Below are 24903 nucleotides of genomic sequence, written 5' to 3'. Positions count from 1 at the left end.
TGATCGGCCGCGATGAAGCGGCCGATCACCACGAACCAGCACCGAACTGCCATTGATAGGAGTCGGCCGTGCGCAAGCTCGCCACCCTCGCCGTCCTGACGCTGAGCGCCGGAACCGTCCTCGCCGGCGGCGCCACCTCCGCCAACGCCGCCATCAACCTCGGCAACCCGGTCCCGGACGACACCACCACCGCCCCGGCCCCGGTCAGCACGGACTTCGCGAACAACTGGTGCGGCGCGCCCTGGCAGTGGACCACCGGGCAGGCCTGCGACAACCACCAGGCGCCGACGGCCGAGTCGGGGACACCGGCGCAGTAGGCAGATCGCGGAGCGGTTCGAGCCCTCGCCGAGCGCGTGGGCTCAGAAGCTCAACGCGAATGCGAATGCGAATCTCTGGGGCTGCGGCCCGCGCGCAGGCCGACTAAGAAAGTCTGCGCCAGGCCGGGCCGCGGCTCGCGATGCTCGGCCGCAGCGGGCGCCGCAAGCCGAACACGAACGCCGGCTCGGCAACTGACCGGCCCGGCAGCCCAGCGGCTCGGCAGCTCGGCAGCTCGGCAGCTCGGCAGCTCGGCAGCTCGGCAGCTCGGCAGCTCGGCAGCTCGGCAGCGAGTAAGTGTGCCAGCCGCTTGGCAGCGAGCAAGTGTGCCAGCGGCTCGGCGGCTCGGCGGCTCGGCGGCTCGGCGGCTCGGCGGCTCGGCGGCTCGGCGGCTCGGCGGCTCGGCGGCTCGGCGGCGAGCAAGTGTGCCAGCAGTCCGGCCGCGAGCAAGCGCGCCGAAACCGGCGCCCCACCTCACCGCACCCGCCTTACCGCGGCAGCCAAGCCTCCGGCGACTCCGCCATCCGGCGCACGTGCGCCGGCAGCTTCCCGCTCAGTACGTGCGCGAGGCTGGTCTCGTCGAGCACTTTGCGGAGGGCGGCGCGGGCGGCGACCCAGACGTCCGAGAGGTGCTCGGCGGCGTTGCTGTATTCGGTCTCGTGGGGGCGGAGGCCTCGGACTTCGGCCAGGGGGCCGTCGACGGCGCGGATCACCTGGCCGATGGAGATGGCGCTGGCCGGGCGGGCGAGGCTGTAGCCGCCCTCGGCGCCGCGGTGGCTGCGGATCAGGTCGGCGCGGCGGAGTTCGACCAGGATCGACTCGACGAACTTGCGGGGCAGGCCCTGGTGGTCGATCAGGACCGTGGACTTCACCAGCTCCGGACCGTGGGCCGCGAGCTCGAGCATCACCCGGACCGCGTAGTCGGCTTTTGCTGAGATCTGCACGGTGCCGATGCTAACAGCCGGTATACCCACCGGTTCCCTGGGAATTGGGACGTCCGGGGCTCGCGGGGGCTCGCGGCCGCCGCCGAGCGCCGCCGCGCGCCGCCGTCCGCCGCGGCGTCAGGGCCGTGCCGCGCGCCGCTTCTCCCCCGCGGCCACCGCCAGCTCCAGCCGGTTGCCGACCGGCGGCACCGGGCAGATGAAGTGGTCGCTGAAGGCACACGGCGGCAGCTGCGCGCGGTTGAAGTCCAAACGCGTCGTCCCGCTTCCGGACTCCGGCGCGGCGACGGCGAGCTGGCGGAAGCCGAACGTGTCGGGCCCGTTGGTGCCGTCGCCGAAGGTGACGTCGAACCCGTCGCTCCCCTCCGTCACCGCGAGCCGATACTCCGCGCCGTCGTGCTCGAAGACGAGGTCGCCGTCCAGCGCCAGCCCGCGCTCCTTGCCGTCGGCGTTCAGCACGCGCTCGACGTGGCCGTGGACGTAGGGCTCGTATCGTGCCTCGAAGACCAGCGCCGGGTCGTAGGGGAAGCGCTCGATCCCGGCGAAGCCGCGGCGGTTCGCGGCCTCCGGGTCGTACACCCGGACCGCGAGGGCGCCCTCGCGCACGATCGGCACCAGCTTGCGCCCGTGGTGGAACAGCACGGTCGGATCCGCCGCGAGGTCGGGGTTCAGCAGCCGCACGCCGTCGACCGGAACGTCCTCGACCAGCAACGCGTCACCCGACGTGGCGGTGACGGTGACGCTCGCCCGCGCCTCGTCGGCGGCCCACACGCCCGGCAGCCCGTCGATCCGCGTCGCGGCGCCGTCCTCCAGCCAGTGCGTGGCGACCAGCGCGAGGACCCCGAACTCGGCGGAGACGGACGCGTCGCGCTTCTCAGCCCACTGATTCCACTCCGCCGGCGCGGGGCGGGTCTTCGTGGTCGGCTCCGTCTCGGGCATGCTGGACTCTCCCTAGCTTTCCTATGGGCATTGCCTTGGTGGGGGCAACGCCCCGGAAAGCTAGTGGTATTCCGACGCCGGAGTCACGACCTGCCCATGGTTCGGCCGCGGCGCGTCTCCCCAGATGGTCGCACGCCGCGGCCGAACAGGCTTGGATCAGCTCAGCTCAGCTCAGCACAGGTTCAGCCGTGCGTCACGCAGGCGTTCGCCTTGTTGGACCACAGCCCCTGCACGTCGAACTTGCCGGTGGTCAGCGTCTCGTACGCGTCCAGGTTCACACACTCGTCGCCGATCTCCCCGTTGGCGGTGTTGTTCCAGCCGTCGGTGGGCCAGAAGTCGGTGACCGTCTCGGCGTACTCGTGGGTCTCGGTGGACTCGATGCCGGAGAGCAGACGCCCGTCGGTGAGCGTGGTGCACGCTCCGGCGCCCAGGTCCGGCACGTACGGCATGTTGGTGTACGCGAGCTTGCCGTAGCTGGTGCTGGTGAAGTCGTGCCACGCGCAGAAGCCGCTGTTCGGGAAGCCGTCCGGGTGGGTGCCGGTGGCCGACAGCACGACGTACTGCGCGTTGAGGTTCGGCGCCTGGGTCTTGTTGCCGAAGTGCCCGGCGGCCTTGCTCGCCTCCGAGGCGATCTGCGCCTGCGTGGCGTTCGCCGGCGCGGCCGCGCCGTTGTCGAACCAGACGCCGCCGAGGATCGAGGCGCTGGGGTGCTTCACGAACGTCGCGCTCGACGGGCACGTCGTGGTCCCGACCGGCGCGTTCTCGCAGTACTGCGTGAGGATCGTGCCCCAGGTGTCCTTCGCGCCGTACAGGCCCTTGAACAGGTTCTGCATGTCGGGCGCGACCTTCGCCGGGTCCTTGGACCACTGCGAACCCCAGAAGACGAGGTACACCTTGGGCGTCGGCGACACCACGCCGGACTTGCCGTTGGTCTGCAGCGACAGGGTGTCGGGGCCGGTGGCCTGAGGGGTCGCCCTGGCGACCGCGCCCTTGGCGATGGGCTTCGCTCCGAAGTGGCTCACCCCGACGGCCGACGAGGTCGATATCGACATCGTGAAAGCCGTGGCGGCGGCAGCGGTGAGCGCGGCCAGACGGATCGTGCGCATGGGTCTCCTTCGTGGGGTGGCGAGAACGGCCTGATGGGCCTCACGAAGGAATGTGCTGGAATATCAGACTTCTGTAAATGGAGACTTGAGTAAAGCTCAAGTCAACGGAAAACGCCCGCCGGCTAAGGGGATTCCTCAGTCGGCGGGCGCCGCCTTGCCTAACGTGAGCGAGGCGGTGAAAGGCGCTTAGCGCTCCACACCACCGACCGCGTGCGCGATCTGGTCCATCACCGCCTTGTTGAGGGCCACCGGGCCGCCGAACAGCGTGATGGTCGAGATCTGGCTCTGCATCGTGTGCAGCAGATTGGCGTCCGCCGGGGCCAGGCCCGTCGGGGGCGTCAGGATCAGCGGCTCGCCGGCGTTGGCCATGTAGCCGCCGCCGGTGAGGGCGTCCGCGAACTGCATGCCGGTGGCCACACCGAACTGTGTCACCGGCATGTCGGCCGCGAAGCGCTGCGCCACAGCCACCGCCGTCGCGTACCGGTCCGCGCCCATCAGGGTGTGCGCCGCGCCGCCCAGGTAGCTGGTCGCCGCAACCGCCGCACCGCCCACCGCGTTGAGGTGGAAGGCCGGGTCGGCGGCGCCGTCCTTGCGCTCGGCGGCGGCGATGTAGGCCTTGGTGTTCGGGTCCAGCGTCTTGCCGTCGGACAGCAGGATCGCGTTGCCCTCGTCGGCGGCCAGCGGGCCGGCGGACAGGGCGTCGGCGAAGTCCTGGCCGGTGGCCACCACGACCTGGTGCGGGGAACCCATACCCTGCTCCGCGATCTGCAGCGCGGTGCCGTAGCGGTCCGCACCGCCGAAGCGCTGGACGTTGTAGCCCATGCCCTGCAGCTGCTGCTGCACCTTCGGCGAGACCGCCTGGTTGCCGCCGAGGATGTAGACCGTCTTGCCCTTGGGCAGGACCCGGCGGATCTCCGCCGCGGTGGCCCCGTTCAGCGCCCCGGGCTCGGTCAGCAGCAGCGGACCGCGGTCCCGCTTGGCCAGCGGCACACCGGCCAGCGCGTCCGGGAAGTTGTCGCCGCGCGCCAGCACGACCGCGTCGGCGATCGCCCGCGGCGTGTTGTCGCCCCCGGCGTTGGACCACTGGCTCTGCGACACCGCGACGCCGGTCGCGTAGCGGTCGCTGCCGGCCAGCCGGGAGACGGCGGTCGGCTGCGCCGGCGGGACGTTCGGCGGGGTCGGGGTGCCGGAGTTGTCGAAGCACGCGGTGTGCGAGTGGTTCAGCCACAGCGCCATGTAGGCCTGCGCGGCGATCTGGCCGACGCGCTGCTCGGCACCGACGTAGGAGTTCTCGGCCTGGTCGCCGGGCGTGGTCGCCGGGTTCCACGGCTTGTAAGTCTGGCCGGTGTGGAACCGGCCCTGCAGCTGGAGCTCCATGGCGTTGTGCGCCGCGGAGTAGTGCCCGGCGCTCGGCGCCAGGTTGTAGGCGCTGACCAGAGCGTCGAAGGACCCGTAGTAGGCCGGGAACTGGGTGCCCCAGTCGTTGCCCTGCGGGTAGTTGATCTGCGCGTTCTGGGCCGTGTTGCCGCCGCTCCACGGGTTGTAGATCGGCGCGTTGTTCGGGTTGGCGAGGGTGACGTCCTGGCTGAGGTTGTTCGGGTCCGGTGCGTACTTGAACGTCGTCACACTTGTCAGCGCGTTGTAGACCAGCCCGACGTTGTCCGTCACCGCCTGCGGCGCGCACTTCCCGGCCAGCGCGAAGGTCCCGACCTGCTGCAGCGACTGGTCCAGCGCCGTCATGTACACCGGGTGCAGGATGTTGTGGTTCTGCACGGTGCCGTCGGGCTGCACGTTCCAGCCCTGGAGCCACTGGTTCAGCTGGCGGCCGTTGACCACCTTGGTGCTGGACAGGTCGGCCTGGGTCGCGGTGTCCGCGATCAGCAGGTCCTCGTTGCGGCGCTGCCACTTGGCGGCGTTCGGGTGGTTGGGCATCATCGCCACGGCCAGCCCGAGCAGCTGCGCCTCGTAGTTGTCCTCTTCGGCCTTGGTGTCGCCGGGGGTGACGTCCGTGCCGGACTTGTTGTACTGGTACAGCTGCTGGCTGCCCTGGTCCGAGGTCAGGAAGACGTCGTTGCCGGTGATCAGCCGGTTCGCCTCGTCGGCCATCATCCGGGCCACGGCGTCCCGGTCCCACGGCGAGAGCTTGTCCCAGACCAGCCAGGCGGCCTGACCGGTGTAGAACGCCCACAGCGGGGACTGCCAGCTGTTGCCCCACGTGGACACGCCGGCCAGCGAGTTGTTGGCGTAGTAACGGTGCGCGAGCGCGCGCACCATGGTCGCCGCGCGGTTCTCGGCCTCGTCCGGGGTGATGCCGGAGTCGTACTGGTCCCAGTCGCCCAGCTTCACGGCGGTCGCGATGGACAGCGCCGCCATGCCCGGGAGCCGGAAGCTCTGCTCGGGGACGGCGCCGGCGATGTCCAGGTTCAGATAACCGTCGGACGCCACGTTGTTGCCGTTGTTGTAGGTGGTGTTGTACCAGGTGGTCGCGAGGTAGCGCGCAGAGTTGCTCAGGACCTGCGCGGTCTGGGTGCTGACCAGATCTGTCGGGGCGCCGCCGGAGAAGACCGACGGATTGATCGCCACCACGTCCGAACCGGACGCGGAGACCGTGATGCTCGCGGCTGAGGCGCTGGGTGCCGAGACCATGGTCCCGCCGAAGGCCGCGCCTGCCACCGCGAGACTCGATATGACCGAAATTTCGCGCTTGCGGCCCATGTAAGACTCCTTGCGTTTTTAAATACCTCGCGGGAGCTTACGCGAACTGCCCCGGGCCTTTGCAGGCTCGGGGCAGTATTTTGAGGCGTAATTTCGTCTACGGACTATGTCGTAGACGGCTGGTCCGGTAAGGGCGATCGACGTGTCAACGCCCTACCCGACCAGGGGCTCATCAGCGCTCGACGTCGCCGCGGATGAAGGCCTCGACCGCGTCGCGGGCCTCGTCGTCGAAGTACTGGACCGGCGGCGACTTCATGAAGTAGGAGGACGCCGACAGGATCGGGCCGCCGATGCCGCGGTCCAGCGCGATCTTCGCGCAGCGCACCGCGTCGATGATGACGCCGGCCGAGTTCGGGGAGTCCCAGACCTCGAGCTTGTACTCCAGGTTCAGCGGGACGTCGCCGAAGGCGCGGCCCTCGAGGCGCACGTACGCCCACTTGCGGTCGTCGAGCCACGCGACGTAGTCCGACGGGCCGATGTGCACGTTGCCGGCGCCGAGGTCGTGGGACAGCTGCGAGGTCACGGCCTGGGTCTTGGAGATCTTCTTGGACTCCAGGCGCTCGCGCTCGAGCATGTTCATGAAGTCCATGTTGCCGCCGACGTTCAGCTGCATGGTGCGGTCCAGCACGACGCCGCGGTCCTCGAACAGCTTGGCCAGCACGCGGTGCGTGATGGTCGCGCCGACCTGGGACTTGATGTCGTCGCCGACGATCGGGACACCGGCGGCCTCGAACTTGTCGGCCCACTCCTTGGTGCCGGCGATGAAGACCGGCAGCGCGTTCACGAACGCCACCTTGGCGTCGATCGCGACCTGCGCGTAGTACTCGACGGCGGACTGCGAGCCCACCGGCAGGTAGCAGACCACGACGTCGGCCTTGGCGGCCTTCAGCGCGGCGACCATGTCGACCGGCTCGGCGTCGGACTCCACGATGGTCTGGCGGTAGTACTTGCCCAGGCCGTCGTTGGTGTGGCCGCGCTGCACGACCACGCCGGTCGGCGGGACGTCGGCGATCTTGATGGTGTTGTTCTCGCTGGCGCCGATGGCGTCGGCCAGGTCCAGGCCCACCTTCTTGGCGTCGACGTCGAACGCCGCGACGAACTCCAGGTCGCTGACGTGGTACTCGCCGAACTGGACGTGCATCAGGCCGGGGACCTTGGCGTTGGGGTCTGCGTCCTTGTAGTACTCGACGCCCTGCACCAGCGAGGCGGCGCAGTTACCGACGCCGATGATCGCTACTCGAACCGAACCCATGGACGGTTTCTCCTTCATGTTCCGCGCCCGGGGGAAACGGGCACGTTCTCCTGCATATTTATGGAATGGGGACAGTGGCCGGCCGGCTGTGACCGGGCCTCGGGTGTGACCTCTCGGCGCCGGGAGCGCTAGGAGGCCCGGGGCTCCGGGGAGCCTTGCTGGGGTTGCTGCTGCGGTGGAGTCGGGAACGCCTGCTCGTGCTCGGTCCTGATGAGCTCGTTGAGCCATCTGACCTCGCGCTCGGTGCTCTCCAGACCGTGCCGTTGGAGCTCCAGCGTGTAGGAGTCCAACCGGTCACGGCTGCGGGCCAGCGAGCCCCGCACCGCTTCCATCCGCTCCTCCAGACGGCTGCGCCGCCCCTCGAGGATGCGGATCCGGACGCCGGCGTTGGTCCGCCCGAAGAACGCGAAGTGGACGCCGAAGTTGTCGTCCTCCCAGGCCGCCGAGCCGGAGGTGGTCATGAGCTCCTGGAACCGCTCCTTGCCCTCCGCGGTCAGCTTGTAGCTGATCTTGGCCCGGCGTGAGGAGGCGATGTTGGCGGTCTGGGTGTCGTCCTCGGCGATCCAGCCGCGGGCGACCAGGTCCTTCAGACAGGGGTACAGGGTCCCGTAGGACAGCGCACGGAAGGCGCCGAGCTGCACGTTGAGCTGACGGCGCAGCTCGTAGCCGTGCATCGGGTGCTCGTGGAGCAGGCCGAGGACGGCCAGTTCCAGGATCTGGGACCGCTTCGCCATCGCTGCTCCTTCCTCGACCCTGCGCGCCGTACGGTTCCGTACGCCGCCGCCTGCATGGGAAACAAACACTGCCGATACATCGGGCGGATACACCAACTCGATACAGCCACTCGATGTATCGCTCCGATACATCGAGACGTTAGCGGGTGTCGGCCGCACCGCACAAGTCCCCAGGTGACCGGGGCGAAACGGACACTTCGGCGCCAGTCGCGCTCTGTGCACGGGTCCGTGGCGTACCCTGTGCCGGTAGCGCGTCCGGGGCGGGGCGGGATCGCAACCGACTGACCGGTTTCGGGCGTCTCCGCGAGCAAGCCGGTTCATGGCGGTTCGGCATCCGCCGGATTCCGGCAGGCAGGGGGGCGTGCGGCAAGCGTGGCTCCACAGAGGACTCAGGTGAGGCGGACCGAGGTATGAGCGAGCACGGCAGTCGGCGCGCCGGAGGTGGCGGCGGATCACGGGGGCGCCGGTCGGCCAACGGCGGCGGCTTCTCCGACAAGCTCGACGGGCTCACCAACCAACTGTCCGGGATGTTCGGCAAGCGCGGCGGCGGCCGCCGTGGCGGCGACGGCTACGACGACCAGTACGACGAGTACGGGTCCTACGACGACCGCGGCTACGAGAACGCCGGCTACGGCGACTCGTACGGCGACGGCTACGGCGACGAGGCCGAGGTCGCCTCCGGCGGCGGTCGGCGGGGCTCCGGACGCCGCTCCTCGGCCCGCTCCGGCGCGACTGGCGCGGTCGGCGGCACCGGTGGCACCGGTGGCACCGGCCGCGGCGGGCGCTCCCGCGGCCGCGGCCAGGACGAGCTGCCGCCCAAAGACTGGTGGATGCGGTTCATCAACTACCCGCGCTACGGCAAGCGCGGGTGGCGGCACTGGATGCCGTCGATCAAGCAGTTGCTGTCGGTCTTCCTGGGCTTCCTGTTCACCGTCATAGGCGTGGTGGCCTACGCGTACGCGAACACGCAGATCCCGCAGGTCAAGAACAGCATCGCGGCGGGCAACCCGACCATCTACACGTATGACAACGGCAAAGACATCTTCGCCAACATCGGCGTCAACTACTACCAGGTCAACGACATAAACCAGATCCCGCAGGTCTTCCAGAACGCGTTCGTCGCGGCGGAGAACTACTCGTTCTGGTCGGACCCGGGCGTGTCCTTCACCGGTGTGGCGCGTTCGGCGCTGAACGACCTGTTCGGCAGCGGCGGCACCCAGGGCGGTTCGACGATCACCCAGCAGTACGTGAAGAACGCGTACCTGTCGCAGGACCAGACGCTGGGCCGCAAGATCAACGAGATCATGATCTCCATAAAGCTCAACCACACGGAGAGCAAGCAGCAGATCCTGCTCGGGTACCTGAACCAGATCTCGTTCGGCCGCGGCGCCTACGGCATCGACGCCGCCGCGCGCGCCTACTTCGGCAGGCCGATCAGCAGCTTCACCAACAACGACGTCGGCGAGGCGGCCTTCCTGGCCGCGCTGGTCAACGACCCCAGCAACTTCTCCACGGCGCTGGCCAACGCCAAGGCCCGCACGGACAACCCCAAGACGTTCGACCGCTTCGAGAAGCGGTACAACGCGATCCTGGCGAACATGTCGCAGTACAAGTTCGTGGACAAGTCGATCACCGACAAGTTCCAGGGCAAGCTGCCACAGGTGAAGGACTACAAGGCGGCGAACCTCACCGGGTACGTCGGCTACATGAAGGACGCCGCCACGGCTTACCTCGCGGCGCAGATGCAGGAGTACCCGGACGACAAGCAGACGCAGCTGTACGCGAACATCGACAACCTGTCCAAGGGCGGGTACAAGATCGTCACCACGTACAACCAGGTGATGATGAACGACTCGGTCCAGGCGGCGGACGCGTTGTGGAAGGACCCGAGCTACAACGGCGACGGCAAGTTCGATCAGTCCAAACACCTGTCCGACCATGACGTGCACTTGGCGTTCGCCTCGGTGGACCCGCACTCCGGCGAGCTGAAGTCCTTCTACACCGGGACGGACGGCGCCGAGGAGTACACGAAGAACGCCTTCAACTACGCGTTGCAGGGTGGTGTCCAGGTCGGTTCGACGTTCAAGCCGATCACCCTGGCGACCGCGCTCCAGTCCGGCAAGTTCTCGCTGGACAGCACGGAGCCCGGCAGCAACAGCAAGCCACTGTTCTACCCGGTCGGCGCCTCGCAGCCGCTGACGTTCTACGACACCACCAAGCACGCGACCGCCTTCTGGCCCCCCAACGAGGACGACGAGAGCGCCGGCGGCGTCAACGGCAACGCGACCCTCAAGGAGGGCCTGGCGAAGTCGCTGAACTCGGTGTTCGCCGCCCTGGAGCTGGACCCCTCGGTGGGCGTGCCCGCCGTCTACAACATGGCCCAGTCGCTCGGCATCAAGGCCGGCACCCCCGACTTCGGCCTGGTCGCCTCGCTGACCCTGGGCACCGCGGAAATCACGCCGATGCGCATGGCCAACGTCTACGGCGCCTTCGACAACGGCGGCGTCTCGCACGAGCCGGTGCAGGTCACCGCGATCATCGACCAGCGCACCGGGCAGACCGTGTGGACGCCGCCGTCGATGCGCAAGGACAGCACCGTCAACAAGCAGGTGATGTCCGCGAACACCGCCGCCGGGGTCACCAACGCGCTGCAGTCGGTGCTCCAGAAGGGCGGCACGGCGAACGCGAACAACTACGCCGCCGCGCTGGCCGCGTCCACCAACTACAACCTGGCCGGCAAGACCGGTACCACCGACCAGAACCACTCGGCCTGGTTCACCGGGTTCTCCTCGTCGCTGGCGACGTCGGTCGCGATCTTCAGATCCACCCCTGACGGCACGCTCGAATCCATCAAGGGCCTTGGCTACGACGACCAGAGCACCCGTATCAACGGTATGGACTGGCCGACGTCGGTCTGGACGAAGTTCATGAGCATCGAGTTCAACAAGGACAAGACCAACTTCGCCAAACCGTTCGCACCCTACGCGCCGATCTGTTCCGGGGTCAGCAACATCGTGAGCTTCGGCCAGTCCGTCTCGGCCGGCCCGCTGGCCACGGACACCAACGCGCTGCCTGGCACCCCGACCGGCTCGGAGGCGAACTGCCAGGCGGTGTTCGTCCCGACGCCGACCCCGACGCCGACGCCGACCCCGACGAAGGCCACGACAAGCTCGCAGCAGCAGCTGTGCCAGCCGCCGGCCCAGTTCGACCCGGCCTCGCAGCAGTGCGTGACGCTGCCGTCGACCCCGACGGACAGCACCACGCAGCAGCAGCCGACCGGCACCGGCGCGACCAACACCACCGGGCCGACCACTCCGACGAACACCACCCCGACCACGCCGTCGAGCAAGTTCTGCCAGAACCATCCGACGGATCCGCTGTGCCCGACGACGACGACGTCGCCGACCACCTCCAGCACCACGTCCAACCCCTTCGGCGCCCCGCCCGGGGGCTGACGCGGGATCTTTGCCAGGACATGCAGACGGGGGACGGAGCGGTAGGGCACGATGTGCAAGTGAGTTCGGACGTGAGCGACCAGGCGCCCGGCCCGTCGGCGGAACCGACGGGCCGGAGCGCGGCGGCGGCACCGACCCTCGTCGCCCCCTCCCTCGACGACCCGGTGGTGAACGCCGCCTCCGACGCCGTGGGCGGCCCGCTGGGCGCGCGCGCGTGGCGGCCCCGGCTGGGGTCGCGCTCCGCGATCCGGACGGTCGCCAGGGTGCTGGTGCTGCTGACGCTGCTCACGCTGGGGCTCGGGGTGGCGCAGCGCTCGCCGTGCTACTCCACGGCCTGGAACGGCACGGGCAAGCAGCAGTACAACCACCTGTGCTACACCGACGTGCCGTACATGTACTACGGCCGGGGCTTCGACAAGCACCTCACGCCGTACCGCCAGACCGACGCGGCCAGCGGCAACTACGGCCTGGAGTACCCGGTGGTGGCCGGCGCGGCGATGGAGACCGCGGCGCTGCTGGCGCAGAAGATGGGCGCCGACACCCCGGACCAGGTGCGCTGGTTCTACAACGTCACGACGTGGTTCCTGATCATCTTCGCGCTCGTCTGCGTCCTGGCGGTGATCGGGCTGGCAGGACGAAGACCATGGGACGCGGCGATGTTCGCGCTGGCGCCAGGGTTGCTGCTGACCGGAACCATAAACTGGGACCTGATCGCGGTCGCGCTGGCCTCGGTCGGGATGCTGGCGTGGGCGCGGAACAAACCGGTGGTCGCGGGCATCGCGCTGGGCCTGGGCTCGGCGACGAAGCTGTACCCGGTGTTCCTGCTGATCCCGCTGCTGGTGCTGTGCTGGCGCGCGGGCCGGATGCGCCAGTGGACGCAGGCGACCGGCACCGCGGTGGTGACCTGGCTGGTGGTGAACGCCCCGGTCATGATCTTCGCCTTCCAGGGCTGGAAGTACTTCTTCACGTTCAACGACAACCGCCCGATCGACCTGGGCTCGCCGTGGTTCGCGATCCGCCACTGGTGGGGCTGGGAACCGCCGAACAAGAACATCGTCATCATCGCCCTGGTGCTGGCCGGCTGGCTGGCCGTGGCGCTGCTGGGCCTGATGGCCCGCCGCCGGCCCCGGTTCGCGCAGCTGGCGTTCCTGACGGTCGCGGTGTTCGTTCTGCTGAACAAGGTGTACTCGCCGCAGTACGTGCTGTGGCTGATCCCTCTGGCGGCACTGGCGCGGCCGCGCTGGCGCGACTTCCTGATCTGGCAGTGCTGCGAGGTCGCGTACTACGTGGCGGTCTGGTACTACCTGGTCTGGCAGGCCGGGCCGAGCAACGGCAACACCCGCGGCCTGCCGGACAACTTCTACGTGTGGGCGATCGTGATCCACCTCGCGGGCATCGTGTTCATGATGGTGCAGATCATCCGCGACATCATGGACCCCCGTCGCGATCCGATCCGCGCCGACGGCGTCGACGACGACCCGGCGGGCGGCGTGATCGCGGACAGCCCGGACGTGTGGGCGTGGTCGCAGCCGCGGTCGCACCGGGCGGGGGCGGGGCATGGGGTCGGGGCCGGAGCCGAGCCTGAGCTTGCTTCGGCCTGAAGTTGGCCGCGGGGGACGGGGCTGGGGAGGCTCGGGGGGCTTCGGCGGCTCGCGAAGCTCCGGGGGCCCGACTGCCGGAGAGCGATAGCCGCGAGCCCAGTGGGGAGGCGGTCGTGGCGCGCGAGCCGGAGGGCGGCGCGCTGGAGGGCGGCGTGCCGGACAGCGGCGGTCTGGTGGGCGGCGCGCTGGAGGGCGGTGCCCCTGCGCTATCCGGCGGTCAGCGCCCCCGGCGCAGGCTCGGCGACGGGGACCGCACGGCCCTGGCGGCGTGGGGCGCGACGCGGCTCGGGATGATCGTCCTGGCGTGGATGAGCGCCTGGGTGTTCGCGACGGCGGCCACGACGCCGGGCCCCTGGCTGGCCCGCTGGGACCGCTGGGACGAGGGCATCTTCACCAGCATCGCGCAGCACTGGTACTTCGCACCGGGCACCGACCCGAGGCACGTGGCGTTCTTCCCGGGCTTTCCGGTGGCGATGTGGCTGGCGCACCTCCTGGTCTGGAACTGGGTCGCCGCCGGGCTGGCGGTGTCAGCGGTGGCCGGCGCGGTCGCGACGGTGGCTTTGGGGCGGCTCGCGGCGCAGGAGGTCGAGGGCGCTTGGGTGCGTCGCGAGGGCAGCCGTGATCCACTGGATGCGGTGCTTCGGTTGCCCCGGATGCGTGCCGCCCTCAACCTCGCTGAGGTTCCGAATTCCGAATCATCCATTGCACCGCAGCCCTCCCCGATCGGCATCGGCTCAGCGCGCGCAGACTCCGCGCCACAAGCGATCGCGGCCGCGGAGCCGGCGCGGCCAAGCGAAGCAACCGCCTCGCTGCCTGCGTCCGATGCGAGCGCAGGCGGGCACGTGCGCGGCGCCGTCCAGCCCTCCGCGAACCTCCCCCTCCCCCGAGGCGTCCGCGCCCGAGCCAACCAGGCCGCCGCCAACGCCGCGCTCTTCTTCACCCTCGCGCCGGCGGCCGTCTTCCTCGCGGCGGGCTACAGCGAGAGCCTGTTCGCCGCGTTCGCCTTCTCGGCGTGGGCGGCGGCGCGGCGCGATCGGTGGACGAGCGCCGTCGTGCTGGCGGCGGGCGCCAGCACGGTGCGCGTGAACGGGTTGTTCCTCGCGGCGGCCATCGCGTTGGAGTTCGTGCTCGCGGGGCGGGCTCGGCGGCGGTGGCGGCAGGCGCCGCTGCTCGTCGTGCCGGCGCTGCCGGTCGCGGCCTATGTGCTCTACCTCCACCACGACACCGGGGACTGGCTCGCCTGGCAGCACGCGCAGGCCGCCGGGTGGTTCCGCACGTTCCGCAACCCGAAGTACGCGTGGGACCAGACCTGGCGCGCGGCCTTCGAGGCCAGCCAGGCGGGGCACACCGCGTGGGTCTTCCAGCTGGAGCTGCTGGCGGTGGTCGTGGGGCTCGGGCTGACGGCGCTCCTGCTGCTGAAGCGCCGCTGGCCCGAAGCCCTCTACGTCGCTCTCTCGCTGCTCGCGCTGGGCACCACCACGTGGTTCATGTCCGTCCCACGCACCATGCTCCTGTGGTGGCCGCTGTGGACGATGCTCGGCGCGTGGGCCACCCGGCGCCCGGCGGTGCGCACGCTCTACATCTGCTGCGTCGCGCCGGTCATGGCGGGGGTGGCGTTACTGTTCCTGTCGGGTCAGTGGGCCGGCTGAGTGGGTCGGGCAGGCTTGTCGGGCCGCGCAGCCTTGTCGTTCCGGGCGGGCTTGTCGGCCCGGATCCAGCGCGCGCCGGCCAGGTAGCCGGCGGCGGTCGCTCCGCCGGCGGCGACGATCCCCCACACCGTCGGGTCGGAGCGGTGCACGTAGAAGACGATGATCGCCACGACGGTCAGCGCCACCAGGTACCGGTCCGCCACCCGCGCGAAGCCGTGGCGGAATCCGGTTCGCGGGGTGTGGCGCATGACGCGCGCGCCAATCAGCCCGAAGACCAGCATCACCAGCGAGATGAAGACCAGCGGATACGTGGCCGGCGTGCCGTCCACGACGCCGAACCGTCCGCGCGCGCTCTCGACGCTGACCACCTTGCCCCGCACGACGCGCGCGGTGACCTTGTCACCCTTGTGCGGGTCGAACGCCGGCCAGTCCGCCTCCGCGAACGGGATCTGCGGGCCCGGCGTGGTCGACGGCGGGATGTTCAGCGTGATCCAGCCTGTCAGGACCGAACGGGAGCCGCCGTGCGTGCCGTCGCTGACGGCGATCGTGCGCCACACGGTACCGGTGTCGGTGATCGTGGCGGGCTTGTCGACCCAGCAGTAGGCGTTCTCCTGCGCGGCCTGCGAGGCGCTACAGGCGGCGGCCCGGCTGGCACTCACTCCCGCGTCACTGTGCGTGACCGTGATCGCCCAGAACACGGCTGCGGCAGCGACCAACACGGTGGACAGGAGCGTGCCGAACGGAATACGAGTCATCTAGTCCCCCCGGTCAACAGATACTCGGTGCGTATGCGTAATGCGTGCGTAGCGCGTAGTGGGTACCGCGCAAATCCCCGCTGACAGTGTCCTGCCACGTATGTGGGCCGCAGAGGGGATTCCTTAAACCTCCCGGCTACGATCGTCCCCATGTCGAGCACGTCGAAGTTCCTGCGCGATCTGGCGAAGAAGACCAACACGGCTTCGGCCGCGCGCGCCGTCCTGAAGGCCACGCACCTGAAGTCCGGGCCGGGGCGGCTGGGGGATCCGCGCGCAGGACTTCCGGCGTCTGTGCTCCCGGCAGGCGGGAACCGTATTACTGCGGAGAACGCTAAGGCGGGCTCTGCAGAGTGGCGGATGGGTTCGGGGAAGTCGCGGCCGGGGACGGACTACGAGCGTCAGATCAAGGGCTACGCGTCGACCGATTCGGTGGCCGTCGGCGAGGCCATCGACTTCCACGTCGCGGTGGAGCCCGCGGGGTCCTTCACGATCTCCGTCTACCGCCTCGGCTACTACGCCGGCGCCTCGGCGCGCCGCGTCCTGGTCTCGCCGCCGATGACCGCCGGGCCGCAGCCGGTGCCCACGGCCGATCCGGAGACGGGCCGCATCGCGGTGGAGTGGCCGGTGGCGTGGACTCTGGACGTGCCCAGGGAGTGGGTGTCGGGGACGTACGTGGCGGTGCTGGACAAGGCCGACGGGTTCCGCAACTACGTGCCGTTCGTGGTGCGCGACGACGAGGCGGCGTCGGACTTCCTCGTGGTGCTGCCGTCGACGAGCTGGCAGGCGTACAACTGGTGGCCGCGCGACGGGATCACCGGTCGGAACGTCTACTACGGCTATGTCACTAAGGAAGCTGCGGAAGGGGACTCCGCGCTTAAGGCGAAGTTCTCTACAGACGCCCGCGGCTGGATCTCCAATCCTGCGCGCGCCACCCAGGTCTCCTTCGCACGGCCGTACTTCGCCGACGGACTGCCCGACGGCTTCGTGCGCGAACAGTCCTTCATCCAGTGGGCCGAAGGCATGGGCTACGACCTCACCTACGCCACCGGACTGGACCTGCACGCTGGACGCATCGACCCGGCCAAGTACCGGGGCCTGATCTTCGCCGGCCACGACGAGTACTGGTCCACCGACATGTATCGGCACGCAGAGGAGGCGGTCGCGGCGGGGACGTCTCTGGCGTTCCTTACCGCGAACAACGCCTATTGGCACGTCCGCTACGACGAGTCCACGCGAACCATGTCCTGCTACAAGGGCTTCGAGGACCCGCACGCCGAGGACTTCCCCACGGGCATGTGGCGCGCCGGCGAAGGACATCCGCGCGCCGAACAGCAACTCATGGGAGTGCAGTACAGCGGCATCCTCAAGGGCCGCCACCCATTGGTGGTCCGCGAGGCCGCGCACTGGTTCTGGTCCGGCACCGGCCTCAAGGACGGCGACGAGATCCCCGGCCTCCTCGGCGGCGAGGCCGACTCGCTCTTCGAGGCGATGCCGAAGGCGAAAGCCGAGGAGCAGGCACTACTGACGGCGACGCCGTACACGATCTCCAACGGCACGCAGTTCGTGCAGAACACGAGCGTCTACCGCGCGCCGAGCGGCGCTTGGGTGTTCACCGCGGGCACGTTCCTGTGGCCGCTGGGGCTGGGGCACCCGGGGTATCAGGACAAGCGGGTGGCTCGGGCTATGGCGAACTTCTTGGGGCGGGTGAAGGGGTAGCCGCGCTCCCCGGCGCCGAACCCAGCGTCAGTCGAAAACCACCCGGTCCACATGCGTCATCACCGGACTCACCTCGACCGGCAGCTCCTCCCCCACCTTCGGCGGGGTGCCGCCGGCGGGCAGGAACAGCACCGACACCTGCATGTGCGGCGGCTCCGCGAACCACAGCGCCTTCCCCTGCCAGGAGAAGGGCGACATCGTCCGGTTCAGCAGCGCCAGGCCCGCGCGGGCTGTGAACTTCGCTCGGGATCTGAGGCCCGGGACGCCGCGGCCGAAGTTCTTCGGGTTCTCCAGGCCGACGCCGTGGGCTGTGCCGCCGGAGGCCACGATCAGGTAGCCGTCGCCGCGTACCTTGTGCTGCCGGTAGCCGAAGCGGTCGCCCTTGCTCACCTTCTGCACGCTGTGCACGGTCCCGCGCGCCTGCAGCGCTTTGCGGTCGCCGAGCCAGAGCTCCGTGCCGATGCGCGGGCGCACTGTCGTCCCCTGGTGCCGCTTCGCCAGTGTGCTGATCTCGGCGGGGGACAGGTGGCTGACGAACAGTGTCCGTACCGGAATGCCCGCCGCGACCAGCGCGTCCACCCAGTCGCTGACTTCGCGCAGGTAGTCGCCTGCCACGCGGTCCAGCGGCATGTGCACCGAGAAGCCCTCGACGCGCGCCTGGTCGGACTCCAGGGCCGTGGCGAGCCGGGGGATGTCCGTCTTCTCCAGGCCGAAGCGGCGCATGGAGGTCATCAGGTCGACGACCACGCGCCGGCCCAGCAGCGCCTCCACCGCCTCGACCGAGGACACCGTGCGGATGACGCGGTCCGGGAGGCCGCGGACGTCCTCGCCGAGCAGGTACGGCGTGAGGACCAGGAGGCGTCCGGAGTAGTGGTCCTTGGCCTGTTCGGCTTCGGCAGCCGTGCCCACTGCCGTTATCTCCACGCCCCCTGCGGCGAGCTTGGAGGCGGCCTCCATGAGGTTCGGGATGCCGATGCCGTAGCCGTTGACGCCCTTGGCCACCGGCACCAGATCGGGGTGGCGGGCCAGCACTTCGTCCTGGTGGGCGCGCCAGCGCTCCATGTCGACGTGCAGCGTGAGCGACAAGGTTCCGACTCCTTAGGGAAACAGCTCAGGGGATGCGCAGTGAGTCCGCACCTTTAGCGGCGGGCCATGTACATCTCGAAGGCGCGGTGCAGCAGCGGATTCAGGGCGTAGTCCCACTCCCCGAGGTACTCCACCGCCTCGCCGCCGGTGCCCAGCTTGAACTGGATCAGGCCGAACAGGTGGTCGTCCGGGTCCAGGGTGTCACTGATCCCGCGCAGGTCGTAGACCTTGCAGCCGGCGGCGTGGGAATCGCTGAGCATGCGCCACTGGATGGCGTTGGAGGGCCGCAGTTCGCGCTTGTGGTTGTCGGAGGCGCCGTAGGAGTACCAGGCGTGGTCCCCGACGGTGACCAGCGTCGTGGCGGCCAGCAGTTCGCCCTCGTGGCGCGCGAGGTACAGACGCAGGCGGTTGGGATTCTCCGCCTCCATCGCCTTCCACATCCGCTGGAAGTACGCCAGGGGCCGCGGGGTGAAGTGGTCGCGGACGGCGGTGATCTCGTAGATCTTGTGGAACTCCGCGAGGTCCTCGTAGCCCCCGAGGGTGACTTCGACGCCGTTCTTGTCGGCCTTCTTGATGTTGCGGCGCCACAGCTGGTTGAAGCCCTTCTGGATGTCCTCCAGAGTCCTGGGCTTGCCGGCGTCGTCGACCAGCGGCAGCTGGAACACGTAGCGCGGCTGGAAGTCGCCGAAGCCGGCGCCCTCGGACTCCTTGCGGGTCCAGCCGGTGGCGCGCAGCTTGTCGATGACGCGCAGCGCAGCGGGGTCCTCGAAGTCCGGCTTGATGTCCTTCAGACGGACGCCGCCCTCGGTCTCGGCGATGGCCTTCTTCAGCGTCTCCGAGGTCCAGCGGCGGGACACCAGCTGCGGGCCCATCTTCACCGTGAACGCGCGCCGCTTGCGCAGGTGCGCCAGCAGCAGCTTGAGCGCCTGGCCGGCGTCGGCGGAGGTGAGGTCCAGGATCGGGCCCTCGGGGAGGTAGGCCAGGGAGCGGCGCAGGAACGGGATCTTGTCGCGCTTGGGGATCGGCACGTCCCGGTACAGCACCAGGGCCGCGCCGACGATCCGGCCGGTGGCGTCGTCGACCCAGCCGACGGACTCGGCCCGCCAGTCGGTCTTCAGGTCTCCCCAGGAGGGACACTGCAGGAAGCTGACAGACTGCGTCGCGGCGTCCTTCGCTCCCGTTTGTCCGGTGCGCTCCTCGATGAACGCCACATGTTCCTCGCGGCTCAGCGTCCGCACCCTCAAGACCATGCGCCAACCTTATGCGACGCGCTCCCGCAGCCACTTGATGTCCGCCGCCTGCGCCTCCGGACCGCCCGGGGTCTCGCAGATCGCCGGGCTCCCGGCGTCCGCGATCACCTGCGCGATCAGGTCCGGCGGGGCGATCTCACCGGTGCCGAAGTTGGCGTGGCGGTCGACGCCGGAGTCGAAGCCGCCCTGGGAGTCGTTGGCGTGGACCAGGTCGATCCGGCCGGTGACGGCCTTGATGTCGGCGACCGCGCTCTCCAGCGGAATGCCGCCGGCGAAGGCATGGCAGGTGTCCAGGCACAGGCCGATGCCGCTGTGGCCCACGGCGTCCCACAGCTTCGCGATCGCCTCCAGCCGCCGGGCCATGGCGTGGTCGCCGCCGGCGGTGTTCTCGATGAACACCGGGCAGTGCTGCTCCAGCTGGTCCACGGCCTTGCGCCAGTTCTCGAAGCCGACGTCGGGGTCGTCGTTGGCGGTGGTGTGGCCGCCGTGCACGACCACGCCGCGGGCGCCCGCCTCGGCGGCCAGCGCGACGGTCTGCTGGAGCAGCTTGCGGCTGGGGATGCGGATCCGGTTGTTGGTGCTGGCGACGTTGATGATGTACGCGGCGTGCACGTAGACGGCCAGATCGGCCTGCTCGGCGGCAGCCCGCAGCGCGGCGGCGCCGCCGGGATAGGCGACGGTCGGCGCCTTCCAGCTCTGCGGATCGCCCAGGAAGATCTGGACCGCGTCGGCCCCGCGGGCCGCCGCCTCCGCGATCGGATCTTCGTTGCCGACGTGGGAGCCGATGAGCATAACCATGGGCTCCACGCTAACGCCCGGCACCGACAGGGCTACTCAGGCGTCCGACAGCGCACCGGGACAGCCGCGACACCTCCGCGAGACGCCCGCGAACGCTCCTGGGACGGCAGTGACCGCAGTGACTACCAGAGACCGCCGTGATGGATGTGGAAGGCGAAGGCCACCGCGGCGAGCCCGATCGCGCAGACGTTCACCATCCGCTCATAGGTGGTGTCCGAGGTCAGCTGCGCGTAGAGGCCGACCACGATGCCGGCCAGCGCGATCCAGCCGCCCAGGACGTGCCCGCCGGTCCAGCCGATCATCGCGGCGGCGATCACGCCCAGGATCAGGGAGGCCGCCGTCAGGGCGAGCTCGTGCGTGTGGCTGCCGATGTGGAAGCCGGGGCGCTCGCGCGGATCCTCCGCGTAGTCCGCGGCCGTCGATCCGGGCCGGCCGGCCACCTCGGGGCCGTAGTCACCCGTACCGGGGGTCGTCTGCGTCATGCCCTGTCACCTCACTCACGTGCGCACAGCGGATCACAAACGTAATCGGACCAATACCCAGGATCGGGTGAACCGACACGGATTTCAATCCGGACGGCTCGCCGGGGTAACCTTGACCGTTCCCCGAGTGTCAGAGCGCCGGAGTAGCGTCGCCGCAGGCGAGTTGTGACGGTGCCGACCAGGGGAGACGCGCAAAACCCTCCTGCCACGGAGAGACCGTGGCCGCATAGTCCAAAGGAGGTGGGTTACGCATATGCGTCAGTACGAAGTCATGGTCATCCTGGACCCGGACCTCGACGAGCGTTCGATCGCCCCGGCCCTCGAGGGATTCCTCAAGGTCATCCGCGATCTGGGCGGCAGCATCGAGAAGAACGACATCTGGGGCCGCCGTCGGCTCGCCTACGAGATCAAGACCAAGAGCGGCAAGAAGGTCAGCGAGGGCATCTACGCCGTCGTCGACGTGCAGGCCACGCCGGACGCCGTCAAGGAGTTCGACCGTCAGGCGAACCTGTCCGAGACCGTCGTCCGCACCAAGGTCATCCGTCCCGACCAGCGGTAAGACACCCGCTCTCACGTTTGAGGACCTGACATGGCAGGCGAGACCGTCATCACCGTCGTCGGCAACCTGACCGACGACCCCGAGCTCCGCTTCACCCCCTCCGGTGCCGCGGTCGCGAACTTCACCGTCGCGTCCACGCCGCGCACCCTGGACAAGCAGACCAACGAGTGGAAGGACGGCGACGCGCTGTTCCTTCGCTGCTCGATCTGGCGCCAGGCCGCGGAGAACGTCGCCGAGTCGCTGACCCGCGGAATGCGGGTGATCGTCTCCGGGCGGCTGCGCCAGCGGTCTTACGAGACCAAGGAAGGCGAGAAGCGCACCGTCGTCGAACTCGACGTCGAGGAGATCGGCCCGTCGCTGAAGTACGCGACGGCGAAGGTCACCAAGGCCAACCGGCCCGGCGGCCAGGGCGGCGGAGGCGGCGGAGGCGGCGGCTGGGGTGGAAACTCCGGCGGTGGCGGCGGCAACTCCGGCGGAGGCGGCGGCGGCTGGGGTGGAAACTCCGGCGGCGGCAACTCCGGCGGTGGTGGCGGCTGGGGTGGAAACTCCGGCGGCAACTCCGGTGGCGGCGGCGGTAACTCCGGCGGCGGCGGTGGCGGAAACCAGGGCGGCGGCAACGACCCCTGGGCATCCGGCGGCGACGGCGGCTGGGGCAACGACGAGCCTCCGTTCTAAGACGCCTGTTTTCCAGGACGCCCGCTTTCCACAAGCACCCGGCGTCCGGTCCCTCAAACGGACCCTTGAACTCGTAGTGAAGAAGTAACCAGGAGAGATCCCATGCCTAAGGCACCTCTCCGCAAGCCGAAGAAGAAGGTTTGCGGATTCTGCAAGGACAAGGTCGCGTACGTCGACTACAAGGACACCACCCTGCTCCGGAAGTTCATTTCGGACCGTGGGAAGATCCGTGCTCGCCGCGTGACCGGCAACTGCACCCAGCACCAGCGTGACGTCGCCGTGGCCGTGAAGAACAGCCGTGAGATGGCGCTGCTGCCCTACACCAGCACCACCCGCTAGGAAGGGGGAGGAAACATGGCTAGCACGAAGCTCATCCTCACCCACGAGGTCGGCGGTCTCGGCGAGCCCGGCGACGTCGTCGAGGTCAAGGGCGGCTACGCCCGCAACTACCTCGTCCCGCGCGGCTACGCGATCGCGTGGACCCGCGGCGGCGAGAAGCAGATCGAGCTGATCCGCAAGGCCCGCAAGGTCCGTACGGTCCGCGACCTGGCCCACGCCACCGAGCTCAAGGGCGAGCTGGAGGGCCTGCGGGTCCGCCTGGCGACCCGGGCCGGCGAGTCCGGCCGGCTGTTCGGCGGCGTGACCGTGGCCGACGTGGCCGACGCGGTCAAGCGCGCCGGCGGCCCGGACGTGGACAAGCGGCGGATCGAGATCGGGAACCCGATCAAGACCGTCGGCGCGCACACCGTCTCGGTCCGGCTGCACCCCGAGGTGCAGGCGAAGGTGGAAATCACCGTCGTCGCCGCCTGAGAACCCTCTCCAACGCCTTTCCGGAGGTAATCCGGAAGGCTTGTGGAAGGCTCAACGGAACTGTTCAAAGAGACCGCTCCACCGCAGATCAAACGCGGTGGAGCGGTCTCTTTCGCATTCTGTTTGCCCAGTGCGCCGAGCACCTGGTTGACTTCGCTCATGCATGCCCCTTCCCGTCGCCAGTCCCTGCTGATCCTCGGCAGCCTGGGCCTGGCCGCCGTGGCCGGCGGCGCGTACATGCTGGAGAACCACGGCGGGAACACCAGCGACGCCGACGCGCCCGCCGGATACGGCAGCAAGGGCCGCGGCCACCACCGCGGTGGCGGCGGCGACGTCAACGAAGGGCTGGAGGGCGGCTCGGACGCCCAGACCGGCGAGACCATGCCCACCCTGGCGCTGGCGCTGTCGGACGACGGCGCCTGGCGGCCGGACGCGGCGGGCTACCAGGCCGTGGACGACCGCGACCAGCGGATCAAGGGCTTCGCGTCGTCGACCAGCGTGAACCTCGGGGAGTCGATCGACTTCCACGTCAGCGTGCGCCCGGCGAAGAGCTTCGTCATCAAGTTCTACCGGCTCGGGCGCAGCGCCGCCGGCAAGGGCTCGGAGCTGATCTTCACCAGCCCCCGGATCACCGGCAAGTCGCAGCCGGCGCTGAAGGTCGTCGAGCCGACCCGGACGGTCGTGGCGCCGTGGCAGTCCTCGTACACGCTGAAGGTGCCCGCCACATGGCGGGGCGGGCTGTACGTCGCGACGCTGGAGAGCCAGGACAAGTACCGCAGCTGCGTGCCGTTCGTGGTGCGCGAGGACGGCAAGGCGGCGGACCTGCTGGTGGTGCTGCCGTTCACCACGTACCAGGCCTACAACATGTACCCGGTGGACAAAGAGCTCGGGTCCAGCCTGTACAACGCGTACCTGCCCAACGGCAAGGAGGGCGGCGCCGACATCTGCTCGACCCGGGTCTCCTTCGACCGGCCGTACCACCAGGACGGGTTGCCCCGGCTGTTCGAGCTCGACCAGGCCTTCGCGCAGTGGGTCGAGGCACAGCCGTACACGATCACGTACGCGTCGAGCATCGACCTGCACGCCGGCCGGGTGGATCCGGCGAAGTACAAGGCGATGGTCTTCTCAGGCCACGACGAGTACTGGTCGCCGCAGATGCGCACCGTTCTGCAGGGCGCGCTTACTAGGGGTGTCAGTGCCGCGTTCATGGCGGCGAACAACGTCTACTGGAACATCCGGCTGGACACCTCCGACGCCGGTGCGGACCACCGGCAGGTGACCTGTTACAAGCGGCACCCGGACCCGGCGGCGACCGGCGGGGTGGCGGCCACCGTGCTGTGGCGCGACCTGGGCGAGCCCGAACAGCAGACGCTGGGCTCGATGTACACGGCGATCATCACCGACCCCAAGCCGCAGCCGCTGGTGGTGTCGACGACGGCGCACTGGTTCTGGTCCGGGACCGGGCTGAAGGACGGGCAGCAGATCCCGCACCTAGTCGCCGGGGAGGCGGACAAGGTGTTCCCGCACGTGAAGGGCGGGCCGGCGCCGACGATCCTGGCGCAGTCGCCGTTCACGGCGGAGGGCGACGGGAACCGGCCGGTCAAGGACACGCAGCAGACGGTGCTGTGTCAGTACCCGTCGGGGGCGTGGGTGTTCGACGCCGGGACGTTCCACTGGAACCACGGGTTGTCCACACCCGGGTTCGTGGACGAGCGGGTTCAGCGGGCGACGCGGAACCTGCTCGATCGGATGACGGGGAAGGTCAAGGCTTAGCGGGTCTGTGCCCGCCGGCGCCTGGCGAGAACGCCCTGTTCTTTAGCAAAGCTCCGGGAGTCCAGCAAGATTCTTCCGGGAAAATTTTTCTCCACAGCCGGTGGACGAATCAGCGACGCTCCCGTGCACGTCAGGGCTTCGCGATCAGTCGCCGCCGAGATTATTCACAGGGACCTTCCACACTCTGTCCCCAGGTACATCGGCGTGTCTCCACAGCTTTCCGCCACTTATCCACAGGTTATCCACAGGGGGTGTGGACGGCCGCCTCGACCGGCGGCGCCCGGTTCCGTAC

At 69.3% G+C, this 24903-nt stretch carries 21 protein-coding genes; 10 read left to right on the top strand and 11 right to left on the bottom strand.

Going from position 1 to position 24903, the window contains the following annotated elements; genetic code table 11:
- Positions 1 to 68: 68 nt before the first annotated feature.
- Positions 69 to 317, top strand: a complete 249-nt coding sequence (locus ABH920_RS03185) for a hypothetical protein (RefSeq protein ID WP_370346526.1) — start codon at positions 69 to 71, stop codon at positions 315 to 317.
- A 486-nt stretch (positions 318 to 803) separates the two neighbouring features.
- On the opposite strand, the gene ABH920_RS03180 is transcribed toward ABH920_RS03185, so the two are convergent.
- The 6 genes from ABH920_RS03180 to ABH920_RS03155 form a co-directional block, all read right to left on the bottom strand.
- Positions 804 to 1259 (bottom strand): Rrf2 family transcriptional regulator, encoded by a 456-nt coding sequence (locus ABH920_RS03180; RefSeq protein WP_370346524.1) that lies wholly within the window; start codon positions 1257 to 1259, stop codon positions 804 to 806.
- Between the two features lie 117 nt (positions 1260 to 1376).
- Complete coding sequence (locus ABH920_RS03175; protein WP_370346522.1) at positions 1377 to 2195, bottom strand: DUF1684 domain-containing protein; 819 nt, start codon at positions 2193 to 2195, stop codon at positions 1377 to 1379.
- A 182-nt stretch (positions 2196 to 2377) separates the two neighbouring features.
- Positions 2378 to 3301 carry a hypothetical protein gene (locus tag ABH920_RS03170; protein WP_370346520.1) on the bottom strand — a complete coding sequence of 308 codons (924 nt, stop codon included), beginning with the start codon at positions 3299 to 3301 and terminating at the stop codon, positions 2378 to 2380.
- A gap of 186 nt (positions 3302 to 3487) precedes the next feature.
- Entirely contained in the window at positions 3488 to 6016 is a 2529-nt protein-coding gene (locus ABH920_RS03165) for a cell wall-binding repeat-containing protein (protein WP_370346517.1), read from the bottom strand.
- A 172-nt stretch (positions 6017 to 6188) separates the two neighbouring features.
- Entirely contained in the window at positions 6189 to 7268 is a 1080-nt protein-coding gene (locus ABH920_RS03160; RefSeq protein ID WP_370346515.1) for an inositol-3-phosphate synthase, read from the bottom strand.
- Positions 7269 to 7396: 128 nt separating this feature from the next.
- Complete coding sequence (locus ABH920_RS03155; protein WP_370346513.1) at positions 7397 to 8002, bottom strand: PadR family transcriptional regulator; 606 nt, start codon at positions 8000 to 8002, stop codon at positions 7397 to 7399.
- Between the two features lie 410 nt (positions 8003 to 8412).
- Here ABH920_RS03155 and ABH920_RS03150 point away from each other — a divergent pair, with 410 nt between their 5' ends.
- From ABH920_RS03150 to ABH920_RS03140, 3 genes are all read left to right on the top strand, one after another.
- The gene (locus ABH920_RS03150) at positions 8413 to 11457 is read left to right on the top strand and encodes a transglycosylase domain-containing protein (protein ID WP_370346511.1); all 3045 of its coding nucleotides are present in this window, start codon (positions 8413 to 8415) and stop codon (positions 11455 to 11457) included.
- 59 nt (positions 11458 to 11516) lie between these two features.
- The gene (locus tag ABH920_RS03145; protein ID WP_370346509.1) at positions 11517 to 13058 is read left to right on the top strand and encodes a glycosyltransferase family 87 protein; all 1542 of its coding nucleotides are present in this window, start codon (positions 11517 to 11519) and stop codon (positions 13056 to 13058) included.
- A 113-nt stretch (positions 13059 to 13171) separates the two neighbouring features.
- Positions 13172 to 14707, top strand: a complete 1536-nt coding sequence (locus ABH920_RS03140; RefSeq protein ID WP_370346507.1) for a mannosyltransferase family protein — start codon at positions 13172 to 13174, stop codon at positions 14705 to 14707.
- Here ABH920_RS03140 and ABH920_RS03135 read toward each other — a convergent pair.
- Positions 14692 to 15462, bottom strand: coding sequence for a hypothetical protein (locus ABH920_RS03135; RefSeq protein WP_370346505.1), 771 nt, complete (start codon positions 15460 to 15462; stop codon positions 14692 to 14694). The genes ABH920_RS03140 and ABH920_RS03135 overlap by 16 nt on opposite strands.
- A gap of 150 nt (positions 15463 to 15612) precedes the next feature.
- Between ABH920_RS03135 and ABH920_RS03130 the strand changes: the two genes are divergently transcribed.
- Complete coding sequence (locus ABH920_RS03130; RefSeq protein ID WP_370346503.1) at positions 15613 to 17178, top strand: N,N-dimethylformamidase beta subunit family domain-containing protein; 1566 nt, start codon at positions 15613 to 15615, stop codon at positions 17176 to 17178.
- Positions 17179 to 17205: 27 nt separating this feature from the next.
- On the opposite strand, the gene ABH920_RS03125 is transcribed toward ABH920_RS03130, so the two are convergent.
- From ABH920_RS03125 to ABH920_RS03110, 4 genes are all read right to left on the bottom strand, one after another.
- The gene (locus tag ABH920_RS03125) at positions 17206 to 18264 is read right to left on the bottom strand and encodes an alanine racemase (protein WP_370346501.1); all 1059 of its coding nucleotides are present in this window, start codon (positions 18262 to 18264) and stop codon (positions 17206 to 17208) included.
- A 53-nt stretch (positions 18265 to 18317) separates the two neighbouring features.
- On the bottom strand, positions 18318 to 19514 hold the full coding sequence (locus ABH920_RS03120) for a lipid II:glycine glycyltransferase FemX (protein ID WP_370346498.1): 1197 nt from the start codon (positions 19512 to 19514) through the stop codon (positions 18318 to 18320).
- A gap of 9 nt (positions 19515 to 19523) precedes the next feature.
- Positions 19524 to 20312: a deoxyribonuclease IV gene (locus tag ABH920_RS03115; RefSeq protein WP_370346496.1), complete on the bottom strand. Its 789-nt coding sequence runs from the start codon at positions 20310 to 20312 to the stop codon at positions 19524 to 19526.
- Positions 20313 to 20434: 122 nt separating this feature from the next.
- A complete protein-coding gene (locus ABH920_RS03110; RefSeq protein ID WP_370346494.1) occupies positions 20435 to 20794 on the bottom strand; it encodes a hypothetical protein in 360 nt (119 codons plus the stop codon).
- A 253-nt stretch (positions 20795 to 21047) separates the two neighbouring features.
- Between ABH920_RS03110 and rpsF the strand changes: the two genes are divergently transcribed.
- From rpsF to ABH920_RS03085, 5 genes are all read left to right on the top strand, one after another.
- The gene (gene rpsF / locus ABH920_RS03105) at positions 21048 to 21353 is read left to right on the top strand and encodes a 30S ribosomal protein S6 (RefSeq protein WP_012784585.1); all 306 of its coding nucleotides are present in this window, start codon (positions 21048 to 21050) and stop codon (positions 21351 to 21353) included.
- Between the two features lie 30 nt (positions 21354 to 21383).
- Complete coding sequence (locus ABH920_RS03100; RefSeq protein ID WP_370346492.1) at positions 21384 to 22028, top strand: single-stranded DNA-binding protein; 645 nt, start codon at positions 21384 to 21386, stop codon at positions 22026 to 22028.
- A 102-nt stretch (positions 22029 to 22130) separates the two neighbouring features.
- The gene (rpsR, locus tag ABH920_RS03095; RefSeq protein ID WP_012784583.1) at positions 22131 to 22367 is read left to right on the top strand and encodes a 30S ribosomal protein S18; all 237 of its coding nucleotides are present in this window, start codon (positions 22131 to 22133) and stop codon (positions 22365 to 22367) included.
- 15 nt (positions 22368 to 22382) lie between these two features.
- Positions 22383 to 22838: a 50S ribosomal protein L9 gene (gene rplI, locus ABH920_RS03090; protein WP_370346489.1), complete on the top strand. Its 456-nt coding sequence runs from the start codon at positions 22383 to 22385 to the stop codon at positions 22836 to 22838.
- A gap of 159 nt (positions 22839 to 22997) precedes the next feature.
- The gene (locus ABH920_RS03085) at positions 22998 to 24611 is read left to right on the top strand and encodes a N,N-dimethylformamidase beta subunit family domain-containing protein (RefSeq protein WP_370346487.1); all 1614 of its coding nucleotides are present in this window, start codon (positions 22998 to 23000) and stop codon (positions 24609 to 24611) included.
- Positions 24612 to 24903 lie beyond the last annotated feature (292 nt).

It is taken from the genome of Catenulispora sp. EB89, assembly GCF_041261445.1.
Taxonomy (GTDB): Bacteria; Actinomycetota; Actinomycetes; order Streptomycetales; family Catenulisporaceae; genus Catenulispora.
Note: the sequence above shows the minus strand (reverse complement) of the source record. Positions and strands in the feature narration are given on the sequence as shown.

Excerpts from the sequence above, each read along its gene's own strand:
- ABH920_RS03115 (WP_370346496.1), bottom strand. The coding sequence starts at position 20,312 with ATGGTTATGCTCATCGGCTCCCACGTCGGCAACGAAGATCCGATCGCG.
- ABH920_RS03130 (WP_370346503.1), top strand. The coding sequence starts at position 15,613 with ATGTCGAGCACGTCGAAGTTCCTGCGCGATCTGGCGAAGAAGACCAAC.
- ABH920_RS03165 (WP_370346517.1), bottom strand. The coding sequence starts at position 6,016 with ATGGGCCGCAAGCGCGAAATTTCGGTCATATCGAGTCTCGCGGTGGCA.
- ABH920_RS03175 (WP_370346522.1), bottom strand. The coding sequence starts at position 2,195 with ATGCCCGAGACGGAGCCGACCACGAAGACCCGCCCCGCGCCGGCGGAG.
- ABH920_RS03100 (WP_370346492.1), top strand. The coding sequence starts at position 21,384 with ATGGCAGGCGAGACCGTCATCACCGTCGTCGGCAACCTGACCGACGAC.
- ABH920_RS03170 (WP_370346520.1), bottom strand. The coding sequence starts at position 3,301 with ATGCGCACGATCCGTCTGGCCGCGCTCACCGCTGCCGCCGCCACGGCT.
- rpsR (WP_012784583.1), top strand. The coding sequence starts at position 22,131 with ATGCCTAAGGCACCTCTCCGCAAGCCGAAGAAGAAGGTTTGCGGATTC.
- rpsF (WP_012784585.1), top strand. The coding sequence starts at position 21,048 with ATGCGTCAGTACGAAGTCATGGTCATCCTGGACCCGGACCTCGACGAG.
- ABH920_RS03155 (WP_370346513.1), bottom strand. The coding sequence starts at position 8,002 with ATGGCGAAGCGGTCCCAGATCCTGGAACTGGCCGTCCTCGGCCTGCTC.
- rplI (WP_370346489.1), top strand. The coding sequence starts at position 22,383 with ATGGCTAGCACGAAGCTCATCCTCACCCACGAGGTCGGCGGTCTCGGC.
- ABH920_RS03150 (WP_370346511.1), top strand. The coding sequence starts at position 8,413 with ATGAGCGAGCACGGCAGTCGGCGCGCCGGAGGTGGCGGCGGATCACGG.
- ABH920_RS03085 (WP_370346487.1), top strand. The coding sequence starts at position 22,998 with ATGCATGCCCCTTCCCGTCGCCAGTCCCTGCTGATCCTCGGCAGCCTG.
- ABH920_RS03110 (WP_370346494.1), bottom strand. The coding sequence starts at position 20,794 with ATGACGCAGACGACCCCCGGTACGGGTGACTACGGCCCCGAGGTGGCC.
- ABH920_RS03120 (WP_370346498.1), bottom strand. The coding sequence starts at position 19,514 with ATGGTCTTGAGGGTGCGGACGCTGAGCCGCGAGGAACATGTGGCGTTC.
- ABH920_RS03160 (WP_370346515.1), bottom strand. The coding sequence starts at position 7,268 with ATGGGTTCGGTTCGAGTAGCGATCATCGGCGTCGGTAACTGCGCCGCC.
- ABH920_RS03135 (WP_370346505.1), bottom strand. The coding sequence starts at position 15,462 with ATGACTCGTATTCCGTTCGGCACGCTCCTGTCCACCGTGTTGGTCGCT.